General features: G+C 42.2%; 28 protein-coding genes. 8 read left to right on the forward strand and 20 right to left on the reverse strand.

Annotated elements, in window-relative coordinates; all coding sequences use genetic code 11:
* Positions 1–39: 39 nt before the first annotated feature.
* A complete protein-coding gene (locus QYF49_RS11120; protein WP_290399661.1) occupies positions 40–252 on the reverse strand; it encodes an acetyl-CoA carboxylase biotin carboxyl carrier protein subunit in 213 nt (70 codons plus the stop codon).
* 31 nt (positions 253–283) lie between these two features.
* Positions 284–1,624 carry an acetyl-CoA carboxylase biotin carboxylase subunit gene (locus tag QYF49_RS11125; protein WP_290399662.1) on the reverse strand — a complete coding sequence of 447 codons (1,341 nt, stop codon included), beginning with the start codon at positions 1,622–1,624 and terminating at the stop codon, positions 284–286.
* Positions 1,625–1,786: 162 nt separating this feature from the next.
* On the opposite strand from QYF49_RS11125, the gene QYF49_RS11130 reads away from it, so the two are divergent.
* Positions 1,787–2,272: an N-acetyltransferase gene (locus QYF49_RS11130; RefSeq protein ID WP_290399663.1), complete on the forward strand. Its 486-nt coding sequence runs from the start codon at positions 1,787–1,789 to the stop codon at positions 2,270–2,272.
* Between the two features lie 37 nt (positions 2,273–2,309).
* Here the strand turns inward: QYF49_RS11130 and QYF49_RS11135 are convergent, their stop codons facing one another.
* From QYF49_RS11135 to QYF49_RS11150, 4 genes are all read right to left on the reverse strand, one after another.
* Complete coding sequence (locus QYF49_RS11135) at positions 2,310–2,921, reverse strand: RsfA family transcriptional regulator (RefSeq protein ID WP_290399664.1); 612 nt, start codon at positions 2,919–2,921, stop codon at positions 2,310–2,312.
* A gap of 145 nt (positions 2,922–3,066) precedes the next feature.
* On the reverse strand, positions 3,067–3,831 hold the full coding sequence (locus QYF49_RS11140; protein ID WP_290399665.1) for an enoyl-CoA hydratase/isomerase family protein: 765 nt from the start codon (positions 3,829–3,831) through the stop codon (positions 3,067–3,069).
* A gap of 101 nt (positions 3,832–3,932) precedes the next feature.
* A complete protein-coding gene (rpmF, locus tag QYF49_RS11145) occupies positions 3,933–4,106 on the reverse strand; it encodes a 50S ribosomal protein L32 (RefSeq protein WP_007202619.1) in 174 nt (57 codons plus the stop codon).
* A 60-nt stretch (positions 4,107–4,166) separates the two neighbouring features.
* Positions 4,167–4,688 carry a YceD family protein gene (locus QYF49_RS11150; protein ID WP_290399666.1) on the reverse strand — a complete coding sequence of 174 codons (522 nt, stop codon included), beginning with the start codon at positions 4,686–4,688 and terminating at the stop codon, positions 4,167–4,169.
* A gap of 148 nt (positions 4,689–4,836) precedes the next feature.
* Here QYF49_RS11150 and QYF49_RS11155 point away from each other — a divergent pair, with 148 nt between their 5' ends.
* Positions 4,837–6,078 carry a nucleotidyltransferase gene (locus tag QYF49_RS11155; RefSeq protein WP_290399667.1) on the forward strand — a complete coding sequence of 414 codons (1,242 nt, stop codon included), beginning with the start codon at positions 4,837–4,839 and terminating at the stop codon, positions 6,076–6,078.
* Between the two features lie 11 nt (positions 6,079–6,089).
* Here the strand turns inward: QYF49_RS11155 and QYF49_RS11160 are convergent, their stop codons facing one another.
* Positions 6,090–7,133, reverse strand: coding sequence for a SepM family pheromone-processing serine protease (locus QYF49_RS11160; RefSeq protein ID WP_290399668.1), 1,044 nt, complete (start codon positions 7,131–7,133; stop codon positions 6,090–6,092).
* On the reverse strand, positions 7,090–7,917 hold the full coding sequence (locus QYF49_RS11165) for a patatin-like phospholipase family protein (RefSeq protein WP_290399669.1): 828 nt from the start codon (positions 7,915–7,917) through the stop codon (positions 7,090–7,092). Before QYF49_RS11165 ends, QYF49_RS11160 begins: the two co-directional genes overlap by 44 nt.
* Positions 7,918–8,035: 118 nt before the next feature.
* On the opposite strand from QYF49_RS11165, the gene ylbJ reads away from it, so the two are divergent.
* A complete protein-coding gene (gene ylbJ, locus QYF49_RS11170) occupies positions 8,036–9,271 on the forward strand; it encodes a sporulation integral membrane protein YlbJ (RefSeq protein ID WP_290399670.1) in 1,236 nt (411 codons plus the stop codon).
* Here the strand turns inward: ylbJ and coaD are convergent.
* The gene (gene coaD, locus QYF49_RS11175; protein WP_290399671.1) at positions 9,268–9,756 is read right to left on the reverse strand and encodes a pantetheine-phosphate adenylyltransferase; all 489 of its coding nucleotides are present in this window, start codon (positions 9,754–9,756) and stop codon (positions 9,268–9,270) included. The two genes, ylbJ and coaD, sit on opposite strands and share 4 nt — an antisense overlap.
* 24 nt (positions 9,757–9,780) lie before the next feature.
* Positions 9,781–10,338, reverse strand: a complete 558-nt coding sequence (gene rsmD / locus QYF49_RS11180; protein ID WP_290399672.1) for a 16S rRNA (guanine(966)-N(2))-methyltransferase RsmD — start codon at positions 10,336–10,338, stop codon at positions 9,781–9,783.
* A 392-nt stretch (positions 10,339–10,730) separates the two neighbouring features.
* Between rsmD and QYF49_RS11185 the strand changes: the two genes are divergently transcribed.
* Positions 10,731–11,108, forward strand: a complete 378-nt coding sequence (locus QYF49_RS11185; protein WP_290399673.1) for a DUF7147 family protein — start codon at positions 10,731–10,733, stop codon at positions 11,106–11,108.
* A 67-nt stretch (positions 11,109–11,175) separates the two neighbouring features.
* Here the strand turns inward: QYF49_RS11185 and QYF49_RS11190 are convergent, their stop codons facing one another.
* Positions 11,176–11,451 (reverse strand): YlbG family protein, encoded by a 276-nt coding sequence (locus QYF49_RS11190; protein WP_290399674.1) that lies wholly within the window; start codon positions 11,449–11,451, stop codon positions 11,176–11,178.
* Positions 11,452–11,545: 94 nt separating this feature from the next.
* On the opposite strand from QYF49_RS11190, the gene QYF49_RS11195 reads away from it, so the two are divergent.
* A complete protein-coding gene (locus QYF49_RS11195; protein ID WP_290399675.1) occupies positions 11,546–11,863 on the forward strand; it encodes a hypothetical protein in 318 nt (105 codons plus the stop codon).
* A 31-nt stretch (positions 11,864–11,894) separates the two neighbouring features.
* Here QYF49_RS11195 and QYF49_RS11200 read toward each other — a convergent pair whose 3' ends face one another.
* Entirely contained in the window at positions 11,895–12,335 is a 441-nt protein-coding gene (locus QYF49_RS11200) for a YlbF/YmcA family competence regulator (RefSeq protein ID WP_290399676.1), read from the reverse strand.
* 162 nt (positions 12,336–12,497) lie between these two features.
* Here QYF49_RS11200 and QYF49_RS11205 point away from each other — a divergent pair, with 162 nt between their 5' ends.
* Positions 12,498–13,268, forward strand: coding sequence for an ATP-grasp domain-containing protein (locus QYF49_RS11205; protein WP_290399677.1), 771 nt, complete (start codon positions 12,498–12,500; stop codon positions 13,266–13,268).
* Positions 13,269–13,315: 47 nt separating this feature from the next.
* Here the strand turns inward: QYF49_RS11205 and QYF49_RS11210 are convergent, their stop codons facing one another.
* Positions 13,316–13,561: a YlbE-like family protein gene (locus QYF49_RS11210; protein ID WP_290399678.1), complete on the reverse strand. Its 246-nt coding sequence runs from the start codon at positions 13,559–13,561 to the stop codon at positions 13,316–13,318.
* Positions 13,562–13,573: 12 nt separating this feature from the next.
* The gene (gene ylbD / locus QYF49_RS11215) at positions 13,574–14,011 is read right to left on the reverse strand and encodes a spore coat protein YlbD (protein ID WP_290399679.1); all 438 of its coding nucleotides are present in this window, start codon (positions 14,009–14,011) and stop codon (positions 13,574–13,576) included.
* 185 nt (positions 14,012–14,196) lie between these two features.
* Between ylbD and QYF49_RS11220 the strand changes: the two genes are divergently transcribed.
* Entirely contained in the window at positions 14,197–14,676 is a 480-nt protein-coding gene (locus tag QYF49_RS11220; RefSeq protein ID WP_290399680.1) for a PaaI family thioesterase, read from the forward strand.
* Positions 14,677–14,702: 26 nt separating this feature from the next.
* Here the strand turns inward: QYF49_RS11220 and QYF49_RS11225 are convergent, their stop codons facing one another.
* Both QYF49_RS11225 and QYF49_RS11230 read right to left on the reverse strand, forming a co-directional pair.
* On the reverse strand, positions 14,703–15,728 hold the full coding sequence (locus tag QYF49_RS11225; RefSeq protein WP_290399681.1) for a CAP domain-containing protein: 1,026 nt from the start codon (positions 15,726–15,728) through the stop codon (positions 14,703–14,705).
* 118 nt (positions 15,729–15,846) lie between these two features.
* Positions 15,847–16,266 (reverse strand): CBS domain-containing protein, encoded by a 420-nt coding sequence (locus QYF49_RS11230; RefSeq protein WP_354005836.1) that lies wholly within the window; start codon positions 16,264–16,266, stop codon positions 15,847–15,849.
* Between the two features lie 176 nt (positions 16,267–16,442).
* On the opposite strand from QYF49_RS11230, the gene QYF49_RS11235 reads away from it, so the two are divergent.
* On the forward strand, positions 16,443–16,790 hold the full coding sequence (locus tag QYF49_RS11235) for a YugN family protein (RefSeq protein ID WP_290399683.1): 348 nt from the start codon (positions 16,443–16,445) through the stop codon (positions 16,788–16,790).
* Between the two features lie 45 nt (positions 16,791–16,835).
* Here QYF49_RS11235 and QYF49_RS11240 read toward each other — a convergent pair whose 3' ends face one another.
* The 4 genes from QYF49_RS11240 to QYF49_RS11255 form a co-directional block, all read right to left on the reverse strand.
* On the reverse strand, positions 16,836–17,552 hold the full coding sequence (locus QYF49_RS11240) for a nucleotidyltransferase domain-containing protein (RefSeq protein WP_290399684.1): 717 nt from the start codon (positions 17,550–17,552) through the stop codon (positions 16,836–16,838).
* Positions 17,553–17,565: 13 nt separating this feature from the next.
* On the reverse strand, positions 17,566–18,753 hold the full coding sequence (locus QYF49_RS11245; protein ID WP_290399685.1) for a GNAT family N-acetyltransferase: 1,188 nt from the start codon (positions 18,751–18,753) through the stop codon (positions 17,566–17,568).
* A gap of 104 nt (positions 18,754–18,857) precedes the next feature.
* Positions 18,858–19,709, reverse strand: a complete 852-nt coding sequence (locus QYF49_RS11250; RefSeq protein WP_290399686.1) for a cytochrome c oxidase assembly protein — start codon at positions 19,707–19,709, stop codon at positions 18,858–18,860.
* Between the two features lie 79 nt (positions 19,710–19,788).
* Positions 19,789–20,130: a cytochrome C oxidase subunit IV family protein gene (locus QYF49_RS11255; protein ID WP_290399687.1), complete on the reverse strand. Its 342-nt coding sequence runs from the start codon at positions 20,128–20,130 to the stop codon at positions 19,789–19,791.

Here is a 20,130-nt window from a genome sequence, read left to right on the forward strand (position 1 = left end):
TTAAAGAAATGAGCGCTCGTTCAGTTTATCTTCGTCATATTAGGAAAGTGTAACGAGAACGTCTCCCTCGTTTACAAAATCTCCAACTGCCACTTTAATTTCTTCGACCTTTCCTGCCGACTCGGCTTCAACCGGGATTTCCATCTTCATTGATTCAAGAATGACCACACTTTGTCCTGCTGATACCTGTTCTCCTTCTGATACAGCAATATTCCACACTGTGCCTGCCATTGATGCTATAACTTGTTTCATTTCACATACACTCCTAGGCTTTAGTTTTTTGTTAGACGACTTTTGGGTTCTCGCTCAAGAAACCGGTTGTATAAACTCCGCTTTGAAAATCAGGGTCCTCAAGAATCTTCCTGAACAATGGGGCATTTGTTTTTATGCCGCTCACCTTAAATGCCCTGAAGAACTGAGCAGCTTTCTTCAAGCACTGTTCCCTGTTGGAATCGCTTACAATAATTTTAGCAATCATCGGATCATAGAAAGGTGAAACGGTGTTGTTCGCTTCATAACCAGCATCAATTCGAATTCCTTCCGCTTCAGGGAATACTAATTCTTCAATTTTTCCTGGCGATGGAAGAAATTTCACTGGATCCTCGGCATATAAGCGGAACTCCATGCTGTGGCCGTTCTGCTGCACTTCATTCTGCAGGAGAGGGAGCGATCGGCCTTCGGCTACATCAATCTGCCATCTAACAAGATCCAAACCCGTGGTCATTTCTGTTACCGGATGCTCGACCTGCAGACGTGTATTCATTTCTAGAAAATAAAAATTCCCTTCACCATCCACGATAAACTCGACGGTTCCCGCATTCGTATAAGAGACAGACCGGGCTGCTTTAACGGCAGCTTCCCCCATTTCTTCCCGCAGTTTTTCAGTTAAATAAGGAGATGGAGATTCTTCGATGACTTTTTGATGACGCCTCTGAATCGAACAATCTCTTTCAAACAAATGAATGATGTTCCCTTGGCTGTCACCAAATATTTGAATTTCAATATGGCGTGCAGGGCTGATAAATTTCTCGATGAACATACGGTCGCTGCCGAAGTACATCTTTGCCCTCTGCTGGCTGGAGAGGAACTGTTTTCGAAGGGTTTCTTCATCATCGCAGCGGACCATGCCGATTCCTCCGCCTCCTGCACTAGCTTTCAGCATAACGGGATAACCGATGTTACCGGCGATAACTGCCGCTTGTTCCACGTCTGCAATCGGATCTGTTGTTCCTGGGACAACAGGAACTCCTGCTTTCTCCATGGTTCTTCTCGCCTCAACTTTGTCTCCCATCGCCTCGACTACGTCTGGTGAAGGACCAATAAAGGTAATGCCCATTTCTTCTATTTTTTTAGCAAACTCCCCATTTTCGGAGAGGAATCCATAGCCCGGATGAATCGCATCGACCTTTTCAGACAGTGCAATCTCAATAATTTTGTCCTGGTTTAAATAAGATTTAATCACTGGCGGCTCTCCCAGATGATAAGCACGGCTGGCCTGCTGAACATAGGGAAGATCCTTATCTGCATCCGAATAAACCACAATCGATTCAATTCCCATTTCAGAACACGTTTTAACGATTCTCCCTGCAATTTCTCCGCGGTTAGCGATCAATAACTTCTTCATTTATATCCTCCCTTCGATGACTCTTGACTTATTCGACAAAAACTAGCATTCTCCTTTTGCAAGCGGCTACAAAACGAATATTTCTTTTTTAAAGAATTTTTTGCATAATTAGTATATACTAAAGGAAAAGATAATCAACAGTCATTTGAGGGGGAACAAAGAATGAGCACCATTGACACGTATACAGTTAAACGCTTAGTCATCAACTATAAAACATTAGAAGAATTTAAGCAGTTCAAAGAATACGGGATTCAAGAGCTGTCCATGCTTGAGGACCTTCAAGATAACATTATTGAAAATGATAGTGAGTCTCCTTTTTACGGAATCTATTTCGGAGACAAACTAGTGGCCAGAATGAGCTTATATCGGATTGAGGCAGCCTACGACCGTTATTTCAGCCCTCCGCAGGACTACTTCGAATTGTGGAAGCTTGAAGTACTCCCGCAGTTCCAAAGGAAAGGCTACGGTAAAGCACTGGTACGATTTGCACAATCTTTCAACCTTCCCATTAAAACCAACGGAAGACAACAGTCGAGCGGTTTCTGGGAAAAAATGGACTTTGAAGCCGCTACGTATAATAAAGAAAGGGACCGCGGGGAAAATCCATATGTGTACTATCCAAAGGGTGTAACAGAACAAACGCAATAAGCAATAATAAAAAAGATGGCGATAAGCGCCATCTTTTTTATTTTTCCAGTTTTTGTAGACCATCTACTTTGAATGTGAGATGATTGCCCCCATCCTCGTCGGTCGCCACCATTTTTCTCGCACGGTCCATGATTTCGATCAGTGCCTTATAGTCTTCACAAACGAGCTGATATTCATGATTAAGCTTTTGCAGATGCGACTGAAATTGTGCATTTTGCAGCTTCAGTTCCTCTACCTGAGTTCTGAGTTTAGCCAGTTCTTGGTCTGAACGCCGCTCTTCGGTAGATTTAAAATTCTTCAAGAAGACAATGACATCATCAAGAGATAACGACTTTTCTTTCGCAACGACATATTCATCTCTTTTACCAGCATGCATTACATTGTCTTCCCTGCTTTCCTCATAGCCGCTATTCTTACCTTTACTCCGTTCTTTCCGCTGTCTCTTGGCTATGGCAATCGCTGATTCGTATTTTTTTCTGATCAAAGAATTCCATCTGAACCCGCATGCGGCAGACGTCCTTGACAGTTTTTCACCCACTTCTTCAAAGGCTGCGAGCTGAGTGCTCCCTTCTCTGATATGGCGAAGTACAACATCCGCAAGCAATACATCTTCCTCCTGGTTCCAAGCATCCTGGCGAACAACAGTCAACCTAATCCCTCCATCGTTTATGTCGTTTTTACATAGTTATGCAATTAATAGAAAAGATAGACTTTTGTTCTATTAATAAGAGGTCTCCATCGTACGATTTCCATTTCGCCAGGATACTATACCAAGTATGAAAGGAATGGGAAAATCAATTGGTATTATTGAAAAAAGCAGCCACTGCATGGTGGTGATTTTCTGATTCCCAGAGTTTTGCGCATGTTTTTATTTCTTCATCCACCCGCTTGTTTATTTCATGAAGGGGAAGACTCCTGAGATATACCTGCTTATATGCCTTCAATACATTGACTGAATGTTCTGTGTAGCGTCTTAAATATTTAGTGCATTCCGTTTGAATATCTCCATCTTTGATCAGATACTGTAAGAATCCTTTGTCGGCCGCCTGTTTTGCCGTTAGCTTTCCGGCGCTCCAAAGCATATCCAACGCATCCAGCTTTCGGACACGCTCCATGAGGTAAGTGCCTCCGCCCCAGCCGGTAGTAATCCCGAGAGTACCCTGCAAAAAACCTACTTTTACATTTGCAGAAGCGATTCTGATATCGCAGGCAGCTGCGATTTCACACCCTCCACCCACAGCCGTTCCGTTGATCAATGCCGCAGTCGGCTTAGGAAATAAAAACAGATGCCTTAGCACTTCTCCCATCTTTGACAGCATGGTATGCGCTTGCCTTTCTGTTTTGAGCCCTGAAAACGCCCGCAGGTCGCCTCCTGCACAAAAAGCCTGTTTTCCAGCGCCCCGGATGACAAGTATTTTCACTTTTTCATTTTTACTGGCCTCTGTTATGTAATGATCCAATTGATCCATGACGTGAAAGTCTACAGCATTTCTGACTTCAGGACGGTTGATGGTGATCCATCCGGTTTCGTTTTCGATTGAATACGTTACTTTTTCCATCTTATTCCCCCTTTATGTCACCCATATAGTTCGGTTTTAATATGGGAAATCCCTTTATTGTCCAAAAAAAAACAGGAAGCGGATGTGCTTCCTGTTTCTTTTTATTTGCTGATTACTTCTTTTCCTTTGTATGAACCGCATTCACGGCATACACGGTGAGAAAGTTTGTATTCTCCACATTGTGGACATTTTACCATACCAGGCATTTCAAGCTTGTAATGAGTACGGCGCTTTGCTTGGCGGGTTTGGGAAGTTCTGCGAAAAGGTACTGCCATGTTATCCACCTCCTTAAAATGGGGTATTGGCATTGTCTGAATCTGCATCAGATTTCCAATTTACGATTTGTCTTTGTCAAAAAACTTGGCAAGATCCGCAAGTCTAGGATCAATCTTGTTCTTGCGTTCTTCCTCTGTAACGACCTGCCATCCTTCTCCTTCAGGCGGAGCCTTTTTATCCTTGGCATCAGGCGAGGCTACCACTTTGATCGGCTTTTCAAGCAGAATATGCTCTTGTATATAAGGCATCAGATCGAGGAAATGCCCTCCAACCGTATGAAGGTTCTCTTCTTCAACCGGTACCTTATATGAGGGATCCAGAAGAAAGATTTCGGTTGTCTTTATCGAAAATGGAAAATGGACATCGGCCAGCGTATTCGAGCAAGGAAGAACCATTTCTCCCTCAATTTTCAGGTAGAATGTGGCCTTTTGCTGTGTTACATCGGCATGTCCGCTAACATGAACAGGCGGTATATCGCGAATTTCTTTATCAAGCGATTTAATTTCACTTGCATCAACATACTCATCAAATTCAAGCGGTTTTCGATAAAAGTTTTTTAATTCCTGTAGTGACCATTTCATCTATTTTCACCTCAAGGCAACAGTAATAATTATATCGGCCATAAAGAGAAATGTCAACATAATATCTTTACAGCATGTTCTTTAAAGAAACAGTAAATAGCGTTAAACTAGAAGTAACAAGAAGGCGATTCAAAAAGGAGGTTAATCCGTGAAGGCCTGCGGAATTATTGTTGAATATAATCCTTTCCATAATGGACATTCTTATCATTTGCAACAATCAAAAAAACAAACAGAAAGTGACATAATTGTTGCCGTCATGAGCGGAAACTTCCTACAGCGTGGTGAACCCGCCATCCTTTCGAAGTGGGACCGGACAAGAACAGCCCTTATGGGAGGCGCTGACCTGGTTATTGAACTTCCTTACCTGTTCGCCGTCTCACCTGCCCCCGTTTTTGCCCAATCCAGTGTCATTTTGTTAAATGAAATGGGTGTTGACGCTGTCTGTTTTGGCAGTGAATCAGGAAACATGGATACATTCTACCACACCATTTCTGAACTGGAGAAGCAGAAGACACTGTATGATGATTCTTTTCGTTCATACATTAAACAAGGTCATTCCTATCCGAAGGCGTCTTCCCTTGCTGCTGGGGCACTTTCATTAGGTGATCAGGCATTGGATCTGTCCAAGCCTAACAACATTTTAGGCATTGAATATGTGAAATCCATTCTGAGCCATCAATTTCCAATCAGGCCAGAGACGATCAAACGGATTGGCGCTGCGTACCACGATGATCAGATCACTGCACATAAAATCGCAAGTGCTACCGCCATCCGAAAAACATTATTGGAATCTGAAAAAATAGACATCACAATGATTGATGAAGCGGTTCCTGGCTACACGCGGGATATACTAATAAAACATTTGAAGGAATCTGGCACTTTTACCACTTGGGAAAACCTGTACCCGTTGCTAAGATATAAATTGCTCTCATCAACACCAGAGCAGTTGAGAGAGCTGTATGAAACAGAAGAAGGCTTGGAGCATCGTCTCCGTTCAGTCATCACCGGGGCCAATCATTTTCATGAGTTTATGTCCGCATTAAAAACAAAGCGCTATACATGGACGAGGCTTCAGAGGATGTGCCTTCATATTTTGCACAATGTGAACAAAAGAGCAGCCGCAGAATGGATCAGCCAAAAGCCTCCCTACATTCGTATCCTCGGGATGAGCGATGAAGGACAGCAATACTTGAAAACACGCAAGAATGAAGTGAACGTTCCGATTGTCTCGACCGTTTCCCAGCACAATCACCCGATGCTTGAACTCGAACAGCGTGTTTCATCGATCTATTATGCAGGATATCCGCAATCCGTTCTAACAAAAAAAATAAAGGAAGAGTACAGTACCCCTCCTTTACGTTATGACAGGAGCAGAGGCCTCTTTCAATAGGCCTCTGCTTTTTATTTTAATTTCTTCAGATAATTGAGGGCGTCATCCATTTTTTTAACGGGTACAATTTTCATATCCGTATTAATATCCTTCGCTGCTTTTTTAGCATCCTTATAATTATTGGCGCTGACTGGCGCAAAGAAAATTTCAGCGCCAGCTTTATCCGCTGCCACAATTTTCTGCTGTATGCCCCCGATCGGGCCAACTTCTTCATTAATATTTATTGTCCCTGTTCCTGCAATCCTATGGCCTTTGGTCATGTCTCCTTTTGTCAGCTGGTTCAATATTTCTAAAGAAAACATTAAACCTGCTGAGGGGCCGCCGATTTCACTTGTTTTGATGTTAATGGGCGGATCCACTTTGATCTCTACATCTGTTACAGGGTATGTAATACCGATACCGGACTTCTTTTCATTATTCTGGCTGAGCTTCTTAGGGAATTTGGCGAGGGCTACAGTCTTTGTGAACGATTTTTTCCCTCTGAGCACTTTTAATTGTACTTTGTCTCCCGCTTTTTTCCCGCCAAGGGTTTCCAAGAGTTCTTCTGTTGTTTTAACCGGTTTTCCATCCAACTCTGTAATTTCATCTCCGACTTTTAGTTTACCTTCCGCAGGCATTCCTGAAATAATTCCAGTGACATATACTCCTTTGCTGATGATCTTTACACTTTTCCCTGCTTTACGATAAGCAACAACAGTTGCAGCATGCTGGGAATCCTGCATCATTTGAAGCTGACGCTGGTTGTACTCTTCATCGGTTTCATCATCAGAACGCACTTCTTTTGCCGGAAGGAGTTCCCGGTAATCGCTTACTTTTGCATATAAATATTGCGGAATATTGGCTTTTCCAATTCGTACTGTGGTCAGCATGAAACTTCCTTTTTCTTTGTCTCCATCTTTCACGTGAATAATGGGTGCAAGTTCATTGGCGCTTCCTGGCGAAGTCACATAGTAGGGCAGTGGATAAAGTGCGATGACAAGTGCCAGCACGATAACCCCGAGAAGTGACAGCTTACTGATCCGGTTCGATCTCCGGGGATTTTGATAGTCTTTCATGATTGTTCTCCTTCCAAGTTTCAATTTTCCTTTTAATCATCCCAATTTTACTCTTTCCTGCTTCTTCACCAATCGAGATGATTTCATTTACATTTTTAAAAGCAGTCGAGCTGTATTGTTCAACCATTGGCCTGATCATAATATCAGCAGAAATTTCATGATATCGGACAATTTCTCTTTGCATGATATCAATGCTCTGGACAATAACGTCCAGAATGGAAGCCATCTCCGGCTGTGCTTTAAAATGGGAGATATCAACAGCGATCACAATATCCGCCCCCATTTCCCTTACAACAGCTGCCGGCACTCTTTCAATCACTCCTCCATCAACAAGCAGTCTGCCGTCTATTTTTTCTGGGACAAAAATGCCCGGAATGGAAATACTTGCACGAACCGCCTCTGCAATCGGACCGTTTCTGAAAACAACCTTTTCACCTTTGATCAAATCTGTGGCGACAATTGAAAGCGGGATGATCGTGTCTTCTATCTTTTTATTTTGTGTGAGCAGACGGACAAGTTCCTTAATTTTTTTCCCAGAAACAAATCCCATTTTGGGAACCGTATAATCCATATAATACTTTCTTTTAAACAAAGTTGCCATTTTTATAAGATTCTCATTGTTATGCCCCATTCCGACCATAGCTCCGACCAGGGCACCCATACTGCTTCCAGCGATCATATCAATCGGTATATCCGCTTCGCGAAGGGCTTTGATCACCCCTATGTGAGCAAACCCCCTAGCTCCTCCTGACCCAAGTGCCAAACCGATGATCGGCCTCTGCATCAAAGACTCCTCCTAACCTATTGTCCTTTTTAAGATATGGTCTAATTTACTTGTCTATACGTATAAATATATAGATGGACAAGGGACCGCTGATCGGTCTCTCTTGATGAAACGGGGGATGAAAGTGAAGTGGAATTTTTACAAGTCGATCGTACTTTCTTTAGGTGCAGTCACACTCGCTGCTGCGGTCATGATCTTTCCAAAAGCGGCTTTTGAAGCTTCACTTGATGGTTTGAAGATGTGGTGGGAGGTAGTATTCCCTTCTCTTTTACCCTTTTTTATCCTTTCTGAGATCTTGATCGGGTTTGGTGTCGTGCATTTTTTCGGAGTCCTTTTTGAACCGTTAATGCGACCTTTGTTTAAGGTGCCCGGTTCAGGCGGATTTGTCTGGGCTATGGGGCTATCCTCCGGTTTCCCGGCAGGAGCCAAACTAACCGCAAGGCTGTGGCAGCAAAAAGAAATTACAACTATTGAAGCAGAAAGACTCGTCTCTTTTACGAACTGTTCCAACCCGCTTTTTATCTTTGGTGCAGTGGCTGTCGGTTTTTTTAATCATCCGACTCTTGGCATCATCCTCGCTTTAAGCCACTATGCCGGAAATATTCTTGTTGGTCTCACGATGAGATTTCATGGAAAGAAAACGAAGAAAGGCAATGAATTGAAAGGTTTGGTCCCGAGATACGAACCATTGAGTGCGCTGCAAAAAATGCATCAAGCCAGGCTGGCTGATGGCCGGCCGATCGGGAAGCTGCTGGGTGATGCTGTTCAATCATCCACGAGTACATTGTTGATGATCGGAGGATTTATCATTTTGTTTTCTGTCATCAATAAAGTTCTGAACCTATTGGCGATTACACCGATTCTTGCACATTTTCTTGATAAAGGTTTATCGATACTTTCCATTTCGAGTTCTTTAAGTTATCCCCTCATTACCGGAATGTTTGAGATCACTATGGGAAGCAAGCTCGCAAGCGAAAGCTCCAGCATCCTTTTACAGCAAGGTGTCATCGTCAGTTTCATTCTGGCGTTCAGCGGGTTTTCTGTTCAGGCACAAGTGGCCAGTATTCTGGCGGAAACGGATATACGATTCAAGCCGTTCTTTTTTGCGAGACTTTTGCACGGACTGTATGCTTCTGTATTGGCCCTGCTGTTCTTCCCTTTGTTTCTTTCCAGCAGTTCGAAATCATCGGTTTCAGTCTGGGCGCAGAACCAGTTAACTCTGTTTCCTTGGGAGAAATTTTGGCATATCTTAATCAAATACGGTTCCTGTCTTACCCTTGCTACTCTTATTCTTTCTGTTTTACTATGGGGACTTAAGCATTCTCTTAACAAAAAACACCCCCGTTTCCATTAACGGGGGTTTCTGAATTTCTGTATTAATGCATCCTGTACGCCAGGCGGAACGAGTCCTTCTACGGAAGCATGGTATTTGGCAGCCTCTTTCACGATACTGGAACTTAAGAAGGAATACTGATTATTTGTCATCATAAAAAACGTCTCAATATCTTCATCCAGCTTTTTGTTTATTGAGGCAATCTGCATTTCATATTCAAAATCCGATACGGCCCGAAGTCCGCGAAGAATGACATTCGCGCCTGCACTTTTAACATAGTCGATCAGCAGACCGCTGAAAGAATCGACACGAACATTCGGAATGTCCTTTGTCACTTCCTGAAGCAGGCTCATTCGTTCTTCTACAGAAAACAGCGGGCTCTTATTTTGATTATTGGCCACAACAACGATCACCTCGTCAAAAATCTTTGCCCCCCGGTTAATAATATCCAAATGTCCAAGTGTGACAGGGTCAAAACTTCCAGAACAAACGGCTATATTCGCCATGCTGGCCTCCTCTTGTGTGTATATTTATTCGTCTCTCTTCAAGTACAAAGAGAGCTTCGTGCTCCCATACGTCTCTTCTCTGACTCTTTCTAAACTTCCGATCGAGGAAGGAAGAATTACCCCTGGATCATGTTCTGCAACGACCTGAACCCCATCACCTAACAATCCATATTCATCCAGCTTTTCCACGTCGTCAGCAATCCGCTGCTTTGCGTAAGGAGGATCAAGAAGAACGAGATCAAATTGAAACTCCCTTTTTTTTAATGCTTTTAATGCCCGATGGGATTCAATTCTATATACTTCAGTCTTCTCTTCATAACCGCATGCTTTAATATTGTTTTTTATCGTCTCTGCGGCTTTAGGATCACGGTCTACAAAGATCATTTTATCCATTCCCCGGCTTAGGGCCTCAATCCCGAGCCCGCCGCTTCCTCCATACAGATCCAGTCCGGCCCCGCCTGCAAAATAAGGACCGATAATATTAAAAAGCGATTCTTTAATTTTATCTGTTGTTGGACGTGTCGATTGTCCAGGAACAGCCTTTAAAGGTCTGCCCTTGCATTCTCCTGAAATAACTCTCATTTTTTCCACACCTAACATGAAGTAATAAAATGGTCTCGCAACGGTCTATGCCGTCATTTCTTCATTATCCTATCACATTTATTTTAGAATAAACAGAAACTGACAGTAATTTTGTCCGTTGAAAGTATAGAAAATCCGGCTGGGGCCATACTAAAGATAACAACATCCCTAACTGATGTTGTTGCCAACCGCGGAGAAGACTTACTTCCCCATAAGTTCTTCCTCCGGTTTCTCCTCTCCCATCGCCTTAAAGATAGTAAAATTGTTTTTACTTATCCTTGGGCAACCCGCAGAAGTTCTGCGGGTTTTTTTTATGGAACAGGGCTGGCTTTCACTTTTCAGCCTGAGCCTTGTGTGCTAAAGTCAAAGATAGAAAGGGGGCATCGAATCGTATGATTCAGCGTTTTATAGAGCTTGGAGAAGGCTACTCGGATATTTATGAACTCATGGAAATTGCTGAAACAAACAAAAGAAGAGTCAGTCAGCTGCTCTGTCTGAGAACAGAGATTCATGGCAATCCAAAAGCTTCATTCATTGTCGTTCTGGATCCTGCAAACGAAGGGAATTTTCAGCCGCTCTACATATGCCGTGAAGGAATTCCTGCCGATTCAAAACGTTTTAAGCTTTTTGAAGAGCTCTCCCGAAAACTTGAAAAAGAGATCATCATGTTTGACGTGAAACCTTCTGGCGACTTTGGAGAGAAAGAGCTGTATTACCACTATCTGACCGGTATTTTGCGCTTAAACTATCTTATTCCGCCATTGTCATAAGTAAAGCGCATTGCTGAATCTGAGCATAAAAAAAGATGACCCAATCCTGTTTTCGGGTCATCCTACTTCATAATCCCATCTTATAATCATATTCCTTTGCTTTATCCGGAATCTTGCTCTCATATTCTGTTTTAATTTCATGTTTAAAGGATCGTTTCACTTCTTTTACGAAATGAAGAGATTCAAGTTTACTCGCAACATCTTCTATTTTAGAACCATCGCAATAAATTACCGCATATTTCATCCGTTTAGAAATGTAATGCACATTTCCATATCTTCTCAGCTGCTTAGAAAATTTCAATGAATGCAAATAAACCGCAAGCCCCATTCGGTTTCCAATCATAAAATACTCCTTTACCACCATCATTTTTTTTAGTCTAGCACGATTATGATCAGTCTGCAATTTCATCCCATTTAATAAAGGGAGGGATTTCCTTATGGATCTGGATCACATCTGGAACAGTTTCCTCGAGGCCATACGGCAGACGCCCTTTGTCCACTCGGCCGAAAAGAAACTGATCACCGGTTTGCCCTTCCTCTATATTAGAACGGATGGCACGGCGGATCGAACAAAAATTGAGGAAGAGCTGAAGAACCGCTCGATGCAGGCCATGAAGGGCAGTAGGCTAAATGCAGAATTATCCTATGTCCGGACAGATTCTGATTTATATGTATTCCGATTTCGTTTTCTTGTTCCTCAAATGAAGATGTTTTGCTGCGGCAACCTTTGTGAGGATTGTATCCGCTATCATTAATATAGGAAAAATAGAGCTCCGTGAAGAGCTCTTAACTGCAGCTGCATCCTCCGCCGCTTCCGCATCCTCCGCTGCAGCTTTTCGAATCAAAAAATGGATTGCCCGTAGGTACTTTGATATGCTCCGAAACGCTGCCGGCGATCAGAGAACTGCATTCGTTCAACAGACTTTCCAGTTCCTTCTCGGCTTTTTTGAAACCAGCGATGGTCTCATTAAAATCAAGTTCCCTTTTTAAAACCCTTACCTTTGTTGATACGGTCTTATAATCAGGATGATATTTTCCAAAACGCTGCACTTCTTCATACAATTCTTTTGCTTTATTGAATTCCATGATAAGTTTCTGTGCGTTTGCGTCTTGTTCAAGATTATATTTAAACACTCGGTATTGTATGGCAGCTTCAGATTCAGCTATCATTTTTCCGAGAGAATAGGATTCATCCAGCAATTCAATATCCAGCACTGATCCCAACATCCCTCTCACTCCCTGCAATGATTACTTATTCTTTTTCGTTTCATCCTATTATAGCTGAATTTTTTACGAGATAAAAGAAAATCAGCCAAATAACGTTGACTCCATTCGTTGAAAAAAAGTATAATACTCTCGTTTGAAAGACTTGGAGAGCGAGGATCCCAAATGAAACTTGTGACGTTTAATCCTTTTAGAACGATTGGAATACCTAATATACAATATGTGAAGCCCGATAACATGTTTAAAGAACTCGATAAGATTAAAGCAGCCGACATTCTTCTTTTCCCCGAAAATTGGCAGGTAAATTCACTGGTCTATGGTATGAAGAAAAAAATATTTCCTAGCATTGAAAGCATTCAGCTCGGGTACAGCAAAATGGAAATGACACGCGCGCTGTGGACGGTTTGTCCAGAAAACCTTCCCTACACCGAAATCCTCGGAAATTCCAGAGAGAACAAGCGGAAAGTGCTGGAATCGTTTCCATTACCCTTTGTTGCCAAAGAAATCCGGAATTCGATGGGAAAAGGTGTGTTTCTCGTTCATAACGAGCAGGAATTTGATGAGTACGCACAAGCAAACGATGTTTTCTATGTACAGGAATATCTACCGATCGACCGTGACCTTCGAGTATGTGTGGTTGGCGATGAGATTATCGGCAGTTATTGGCGTATAGGCAGCAACGGCTTTCATAATAATGTAAGCCAAGGCGGAACCATTTCATTTGATGACATTCCTCGAGAAGCATTAGAGCTTGTCCTTCGTGTGTCTAAAGAACTAAATATTAATCATGCCGGCTTTGATATCGTTGCGGCGAACGGCCGTTTTTATATCCTGGAATTCAATGTTCTGTTTGGCAACCAGGCGTTTAACCACATCGATGTATCTCCAGAGAAAAAAATCCATGATTACCTTTTATCTTCCGGAAAGAACCGGTAGATTGGATTATTCTTTTTATACGATGAATAGAGAAGCCTATAGCAGGCCTATAGGTCTTCCCCTTTTCCCATCATACTCAGAAAATCAATCATTAAGCCTACCGTTTTCACTTGGTTGTGAAACTTATCGATCCGCTGGCCAAATGTTCTTCCAAAGAACACATTCGCTTCATTTTCCATAACTTCCAGCAAGAGAGGATTCCTCGAAAGATCGCGATACCATCGAGGCTGTTCCCGAATAAAAAATTTGAGATCCGGCCTTGTATTTAAATAATCGATAATTTCTCTTCTCATCCGGCACACCCCTTAGTCTTTAAAGATAGAAAAATAACTTTCACCTGGTTTGGTCGGCGGACCCTGAACGGGCTTGCTGCCCTGAAATTGCTTTAGCAGCTGATGAATGCCTTCGATTGCCCCGCTGAACTGGGCAATGTGCTGCTGAAGCTCACTGACATTGATGTCCCGAAACATGGAGAAAACATCGCCGACTGTAATCTCTTTTTTTGGCGGTTGGTCAGCTGGTGCCTGTTTCTGCTTTCTTTCTTTCAGCCCCCTGAAATGATCGCTCTTTACCGCCTCCTCATCTTGAACCGACTTGAACGGATCCCAGCTTTCATGTTCTTCTCCGAGGAAATACCAGTCTTCATAAACATCCCTCCACGAACGTTTATTTGAACGGACTTCACTTATCAGCTTAGGATGTTTCTGAACAAATATTCGGAATGCCTCAACGTCTTTTTTCATCTTCTCACCCCCGGCTGTCCTTCAACGACTAGAATTCACCTACTACATGATACAGTTCCGCCTATAAAAAGGTGCGCCTATTTTTGCAGTGCTGATGGTTAAACATCATTGTTATCCTTTGCTCTTTATGTCAAAATTGAAGAGCAGCCGGGTGTTGCAACTAGACAGAGAGAGAGGAAATAAAGATGGGACTTTACGATGAATTGGCTTCCTTCCTAGCAGAAGCCTCAGATGAAGAAATTCATCTACTTTCAGGGATAATGAAAAGCCTAAAAAATAAAAGGGAAAATACACGTTCCTCTTACATATCGAGCCTGATGGATATGCATTTGAACATCATTGACGAACATAACCTGGAAATTACCATACCGATTACTCCATTATTAAGCAATACTTTAGGAATGGTGCATGGCGGGCTCACGGCAACTCTGTTGGATACCGCTATGGGTACAGCAGCAAGCCTGACTCTTCCTGAAGGTTCAGCTGCTGTTACTTTGGAAATGAAAGTAAACTATACTTCACCAGGGACAGGAAAATTTCTTCGGTGCAAAGCGGAAGTACTCAGCCGCGGTAAAAAGGTTATTGTTATGGAAGCTAAAGTATACGGAGACCAAAATCAATTAGTTGCCGTCTCGACCGGAACATTTTTTATCATTAAAAAATAAGGGAGAATCCTCTCCCTTATCCCTCATCAAGGCGTAATAAAATTCTGAGTAAAATTGCTCCTATAAACTCCTACACCCAGCCGGCTATATTCCTTATTTAAGAGCGCTTCCCGGTGACCTTGGCTATTCAGCCATCCTTCGACGGCAGCCGGGCCATCTGTATACTTTGCCGCGATGTTCTCACCAGCTTGTGTATACTTCACTTTTCCCGCATCCAGGCGGTCAGCCAAATCACCGGAAGCTGGGGACGTATGAGAAAAATAGTGGAGATCTTCCATTTCCTTGCTGTGAAGAAACGCTACGTTCGCTGCCCTGCTATCCCATTCCAAAGGTTCCAAACCATGTTGTAGGCGAATAACGTTCGTAATATCCAAAATCTGCTGTTCTTGGCCTTTTTCTATTTTTCTTTGCTTTTCCCTTGAAAATGATGGCTGCTTTTTCAAGCTTCCTCTATATACGACAGAATAAGGCCTTTGTATCAGCAACGTTTCTTTATCCAGATACCTGATACTCGAAAGCTCCTGTGTAAATTTATCAAAATACAGCTGGGCGTATATACCATGAAAAGGAATCAGCGGCCGGGTATTCATTTCTTCCTCCGAAAGTTCAAAACGGAAGAAATCATGACTCTTTTTAACGGTTACCTCACTTTTTACGGGAACGCGCTTAAGAATGGAAGTTACAGGCTGGCCAATCTTAAACGGCTTATTCGGCACTCCATCCCCTGCTGCAAAAATGGTAACAACTTTACTGTCTTTCACGCCAGCCTGCAAATACTGGTTTTCTGAACTGGAATAAACATACCAGTCATAACCATAGGACGATGGGTCGATCCGGTCAGGCGGCCCGAGCCGTTTGGTCAGATAGCTTTCGCCTTTGCCCACCAAATTAGCCACAGTCGACTTTTCAATTTTCAACGGGTGAATACTCTCCTGGGGAATCTTATGCCGCTCTTGTCTTCCAGGGTCGTTATACGTATTTTGATCACAGCTGTCCAAAAAGAAAAAAGTAATGAGAATTCCTAAAAAAGTTAGAATTGCAGTTTTCTTCAAAAGTGGTTCTCCCTTCAAAACATACCTGTCATAACTGTATCTCACAAATGTGGAATTTGTCTATAAATTAAAAAAGCACCTTAATTAGGCGCTTTTTTACATAACCTTTTCTTCTGATTTACTGAAGCTGATCTCTATGTTCCGATATTTCACTTAATGCGATACCTGCTTTTGAGTCTGTTTCTTTGTGGACTGCGATGTCACCAAGCGAAACAATTCCAACTAATGTGCTGTTCTCCACAATCGGCAAGCGGCGTATCTGATCCTTGGACATAAGTTTGGAAGCTTCTTCGATGGTCATGTCGGGGCTGCCTGTCACGAGTTCACTGCTCATAACATCTGTCACTCTCGTTGATCCTTGTTTTTTTTCAGCCACCGCCCTGATTACGATATCTCTGTCCGTGATCACCCCGAGAAGTTTCTTTCCTTCACATACTGGAATGACTCCCACATCATCCTGTTTCATTTTCACTGCAATATCATAGATAGTCTCCTGAGGTGAACAAGCATCCACGTTTGTTGTCATAATGTCTCTCATTGTTTTCAAAAGTAATCCCTCCAAACAGATTTTTTATCAGGAATAGTGTTCACTTTAGCAGACATTCTATACAACCTTCATTAAAGGGGAAATATTATGACAACGATTGCATCTTGAACGCTTTCATACTATCATAGATAGGTAAAGGTTTACATGAACAGTGGGAGGTTAAGGAAATGTTATTTGAAGAAAGCGGCCTGAAGGGGCAAGTTGTCCAATTTTCAATTCTTGAACATATCATGCATAACCACGGAATTATCCGGGCAGGACAATGGGATTATGAAAGAATTACATACGATTATAAGTTCGAAGATATGACAAATGGTGATGTATACTACTTGCGTTTCCCATGCCGTGTGACAGAGGGCGAAGTTGAAACCCCTCACGCAAAGATCGAACTCTCTGATCCTTACCTTGGGAAACATTATTATCCTCATGGGGTAGAATATGATGAAGAGTTTCCTAAAAATATTACGGACCATTGCAAAAGACTGATCAATCAAGTGATTGAAGAAATTAAATAGAGCCTGCATGAACAAAAACCCTTTCCTCTTGGAAAGGGTTTCCTTTTATTCATGTTTTCCGAGTGAATATCCTTCAAAAAGCCGTCCGCCATATGGCTCGAGAACATGATCCGCAAAACGTACCACATTCTCTTTATCCCTGTTTTTATAGTAGGAATCGAACACCTGAACGAATTGCAGCGCAAACTCTTCGTCAAATTCCTTTAAAGCCCTTACCATCCATTTCCCTTCTCCAATCCAGCACCCATTCACACGAAGCACGAATTCATGAATCATTTCGGCCAATTTTGAAACGATGAAAAGATCCTCGAATGGATTGTTGGATCCATCAAGATCATCGAGGAGATTTGAGATTCCATAACGGGCAGCATCTACTTCTTTGGATTTCCAAGGTAATGGGCCTCTTTTTAACAGAGCTAAAGATTCGTTTTTAATCGCAGATGCCTGTCCATTGTCTTTCAATATAATACCTTCAGCACACATCTGAGGAAGTGAAGGCCTCGCCCTTTCTCTGTTTTCCTTAAAGAAGACCTTATAGGATTGAAAGCTGTGAACGAAAGCTTCGATTGGCCATCCGTACTCAACATATGATTTTCTATACGAATGGTCTGCCAAAGCATCAAAAATAACAATATCCAGATCTGAGCTTTCTGTACCCTCTCCTCTGACGATGCTCCCTGCTAGAAAAGCAACCTCACCCGAAGGAAAATAATGATCAACAAATTTTTTGGCGGCTTCAATGGCATTTTGTTTTTTTGGCATCCTATCCTTCTCCTTAAAAAAAGTCATAAATAAAAGGTGTATGCTCTGGGAGCAGTGACTCAAACAATGTAATATCTTCTTCTTTTCCGTAAATCCTTCCATGAAGCAATAGATCTTTCGGTTTTTTATAATTAAAGAGAATGGCAGACAACTCCCTTATTCCAAGGGTAATTCCCCGTTCAGGTGTCACTTGGCATGACTTTTCACCCGCTTTGGCAGGAAAGAAATTTATGTTTGGCCGGCTGCCTTCTGCTGTAATGGCATAGGTTCCTGCATTCCATTCCGCAAAGGCATCTTCCACGTGAAGGAATAAGGTCCCGCCTTCAATCTGATTGAACGGATAATCCTTTAAAGCCTCAAGGACGTTTACAATTCTCCCCATAAAATAACTATGCTGCTCCTGATGTATTTTTGGATCTTCTAAATAATAGCCCAGTTCATCATCGGGAGGAGCAATGATAGTGGCCTCCTCCATCATCGAATCATGATTCCTGATAAAGTTCCAAAGCCCTTCCCAGCTTTCTCGGTCCAGTGCAACAAACTCGTCGATCTCCATCACTTTGTCTTTTATGGAATAAAGGATGTAACCTTTCCCTTCATTGTTTTTTCCTCGGTATAGCGCAATTTTCAAGTCACGAAGAACATTATTGTTCCACCAGGCTTCATTCCGCTTCAACGAGCCGTTATAGCGTTCTGAGAAACGTTCGTATATCGGGTATAGGATGTGCCCATCATTGGAAGTGAGCCGTTCCACGCTCCCACAAACCTCGTGGAAGGGCGGGAATTGAGTTTTATGTATTTTGTATTTCTTGTAATCACACGTTAGTTCCCATCCAAAGCTCCTGTAAAATTTCACCGAAAACGGATGAAGCATAGATAGATAGGTTCCTGAGCTATTCATTGCCTCCAAAGAATGTCTGAGCAGTTCCCTGACCAGTCCCTTTCTTCGGTTTTCCGGCCAAGTCGCCACTCCCGCCAAGCCGCCCATTTTCACGGATTTTCCTCCGAAGTAAGCCTCGAAAGGCAGCAAGTGCAGTTTAGCCAATAGCTTTCCATTTTCGTCAAAAGTACCGTAAACTGTAGCAGGATCGAGATTGTTAAGTCTCTTTTCGATTTCTTCTTTTGATAATGTGTACCTGAATGCATATTGAGAAAGCTCAAGAGATTGCATCAGTTCTTTCTTTTCAAGATTTCTTATCACTGGTTTTCCTCCTTATTCTCTCTAGTTAAACATTCGACATGATCGGTTTCAACACTTTTTTTTCCACAAAAAAAGTTAACCGGCTTGCGGTTAACTTCATGGCTTTATGAATTATTTGCTGCACTCATCTTGATCAGTGCCAAGTCTTCCTTGTCCTTCGCCCGTTCTCTTTTCACCCATTTATAAAAAATGTGTCCAAGAACAAAGCCGTAGACCACCTCTTGAAGAATTTTCATCACAATTCCACCCGTCATTTGGTCTTCCATCGGAGGCAGGAAAGAATACAGCTCTGGAACATGTGCGTAGGTGGCATAGAGCAAATCATTGGCAAACATGATCAGAGCACAGGCCGGTGTAAGTAATACACCGCTTGCAAATACATATCCCACTTTCTGCAGGTCAGATAATGTATTCAACTCTTCAATTGGACATAAAACAGGCCACCACATGGTAAAAGCAGTAAGGAGCAAAATCGTATGGCTTATTAAAGCGAGTAACCCGTTTGCCATAACTGCATCAAAGATTACAGGCATATGGTAAATGGAAAAAAGGGTTATAAATAACAAGATCGCGATGAGCGGCTTGGTTAAAAAACTAATGGTATTCATTAGCTTATTTTGCCGGCTGAACCACTTTCTGTAAAAACCATGCGGCATTCCAAGAATCATCAGCGGAGGAACCGCTAAATAGCTCACTGCCATTTCAACCATATGAACGCTGAATAAATAATGATGGCCGATCACATTCAAAGGACTGCCCTTAGCGACATATAAAAAAACAAGGCCTGCAGTAAAAAAGAATTTTTGAAGTTTTGTCGTTTGAAAATTGGAGGTTCTGCTGCCATAAAATTTATAATATAAAATTCCAACCATTAATATTAACATAAAAATATCCGGCCGATAAAGGCTGTAAAAACTAAAATCACTGATTTTTTCATGTGCCATCGTATGACCCATTATATAAACTCCTTTCCATGGAAAGCAGGGATATTCAAAATTTATGGAAAATGGCTGCACTAAGCAGCCATTTTCCTATTTAAGACGTCCAGATCATGCCTGCGATACCAACCACTGTGATGGCAGCAACAAGAATTCCAGCAGCCATTCCCCAAAGCGGGAAGTCATGGCCCTTATGACTTAAATGCATCCAGATATACAATTGAAAGAACACTTGAACAACTGCAAGTACCAGGATAAATAGTACTGCAAAAGAATCAGCTACTTTATCACTCCAAATGGCGTAAAATGCAATCAGAGTTAAAAGGATCATCATGATGAATGAAACATTATGGTGTTTTCTCTCTTCTTTAAACGCCAATTTACGCTGCAGTGCCTCGCTGCGGTGAACATTGGTTTCAGGGTTGCTGTGATTAGCCAT

Origin of the sequence: Fictibacillus terranigra (assembly GCF_030412265.1) — a bacterium.
GTDB classification, from domain to species: domain Bacteria; phylum Bacillota; class Bacilli; order Bacillales; family Fictibacillaceae; genus Fictibacillus_C; species Fictibacillus_C terrinigri.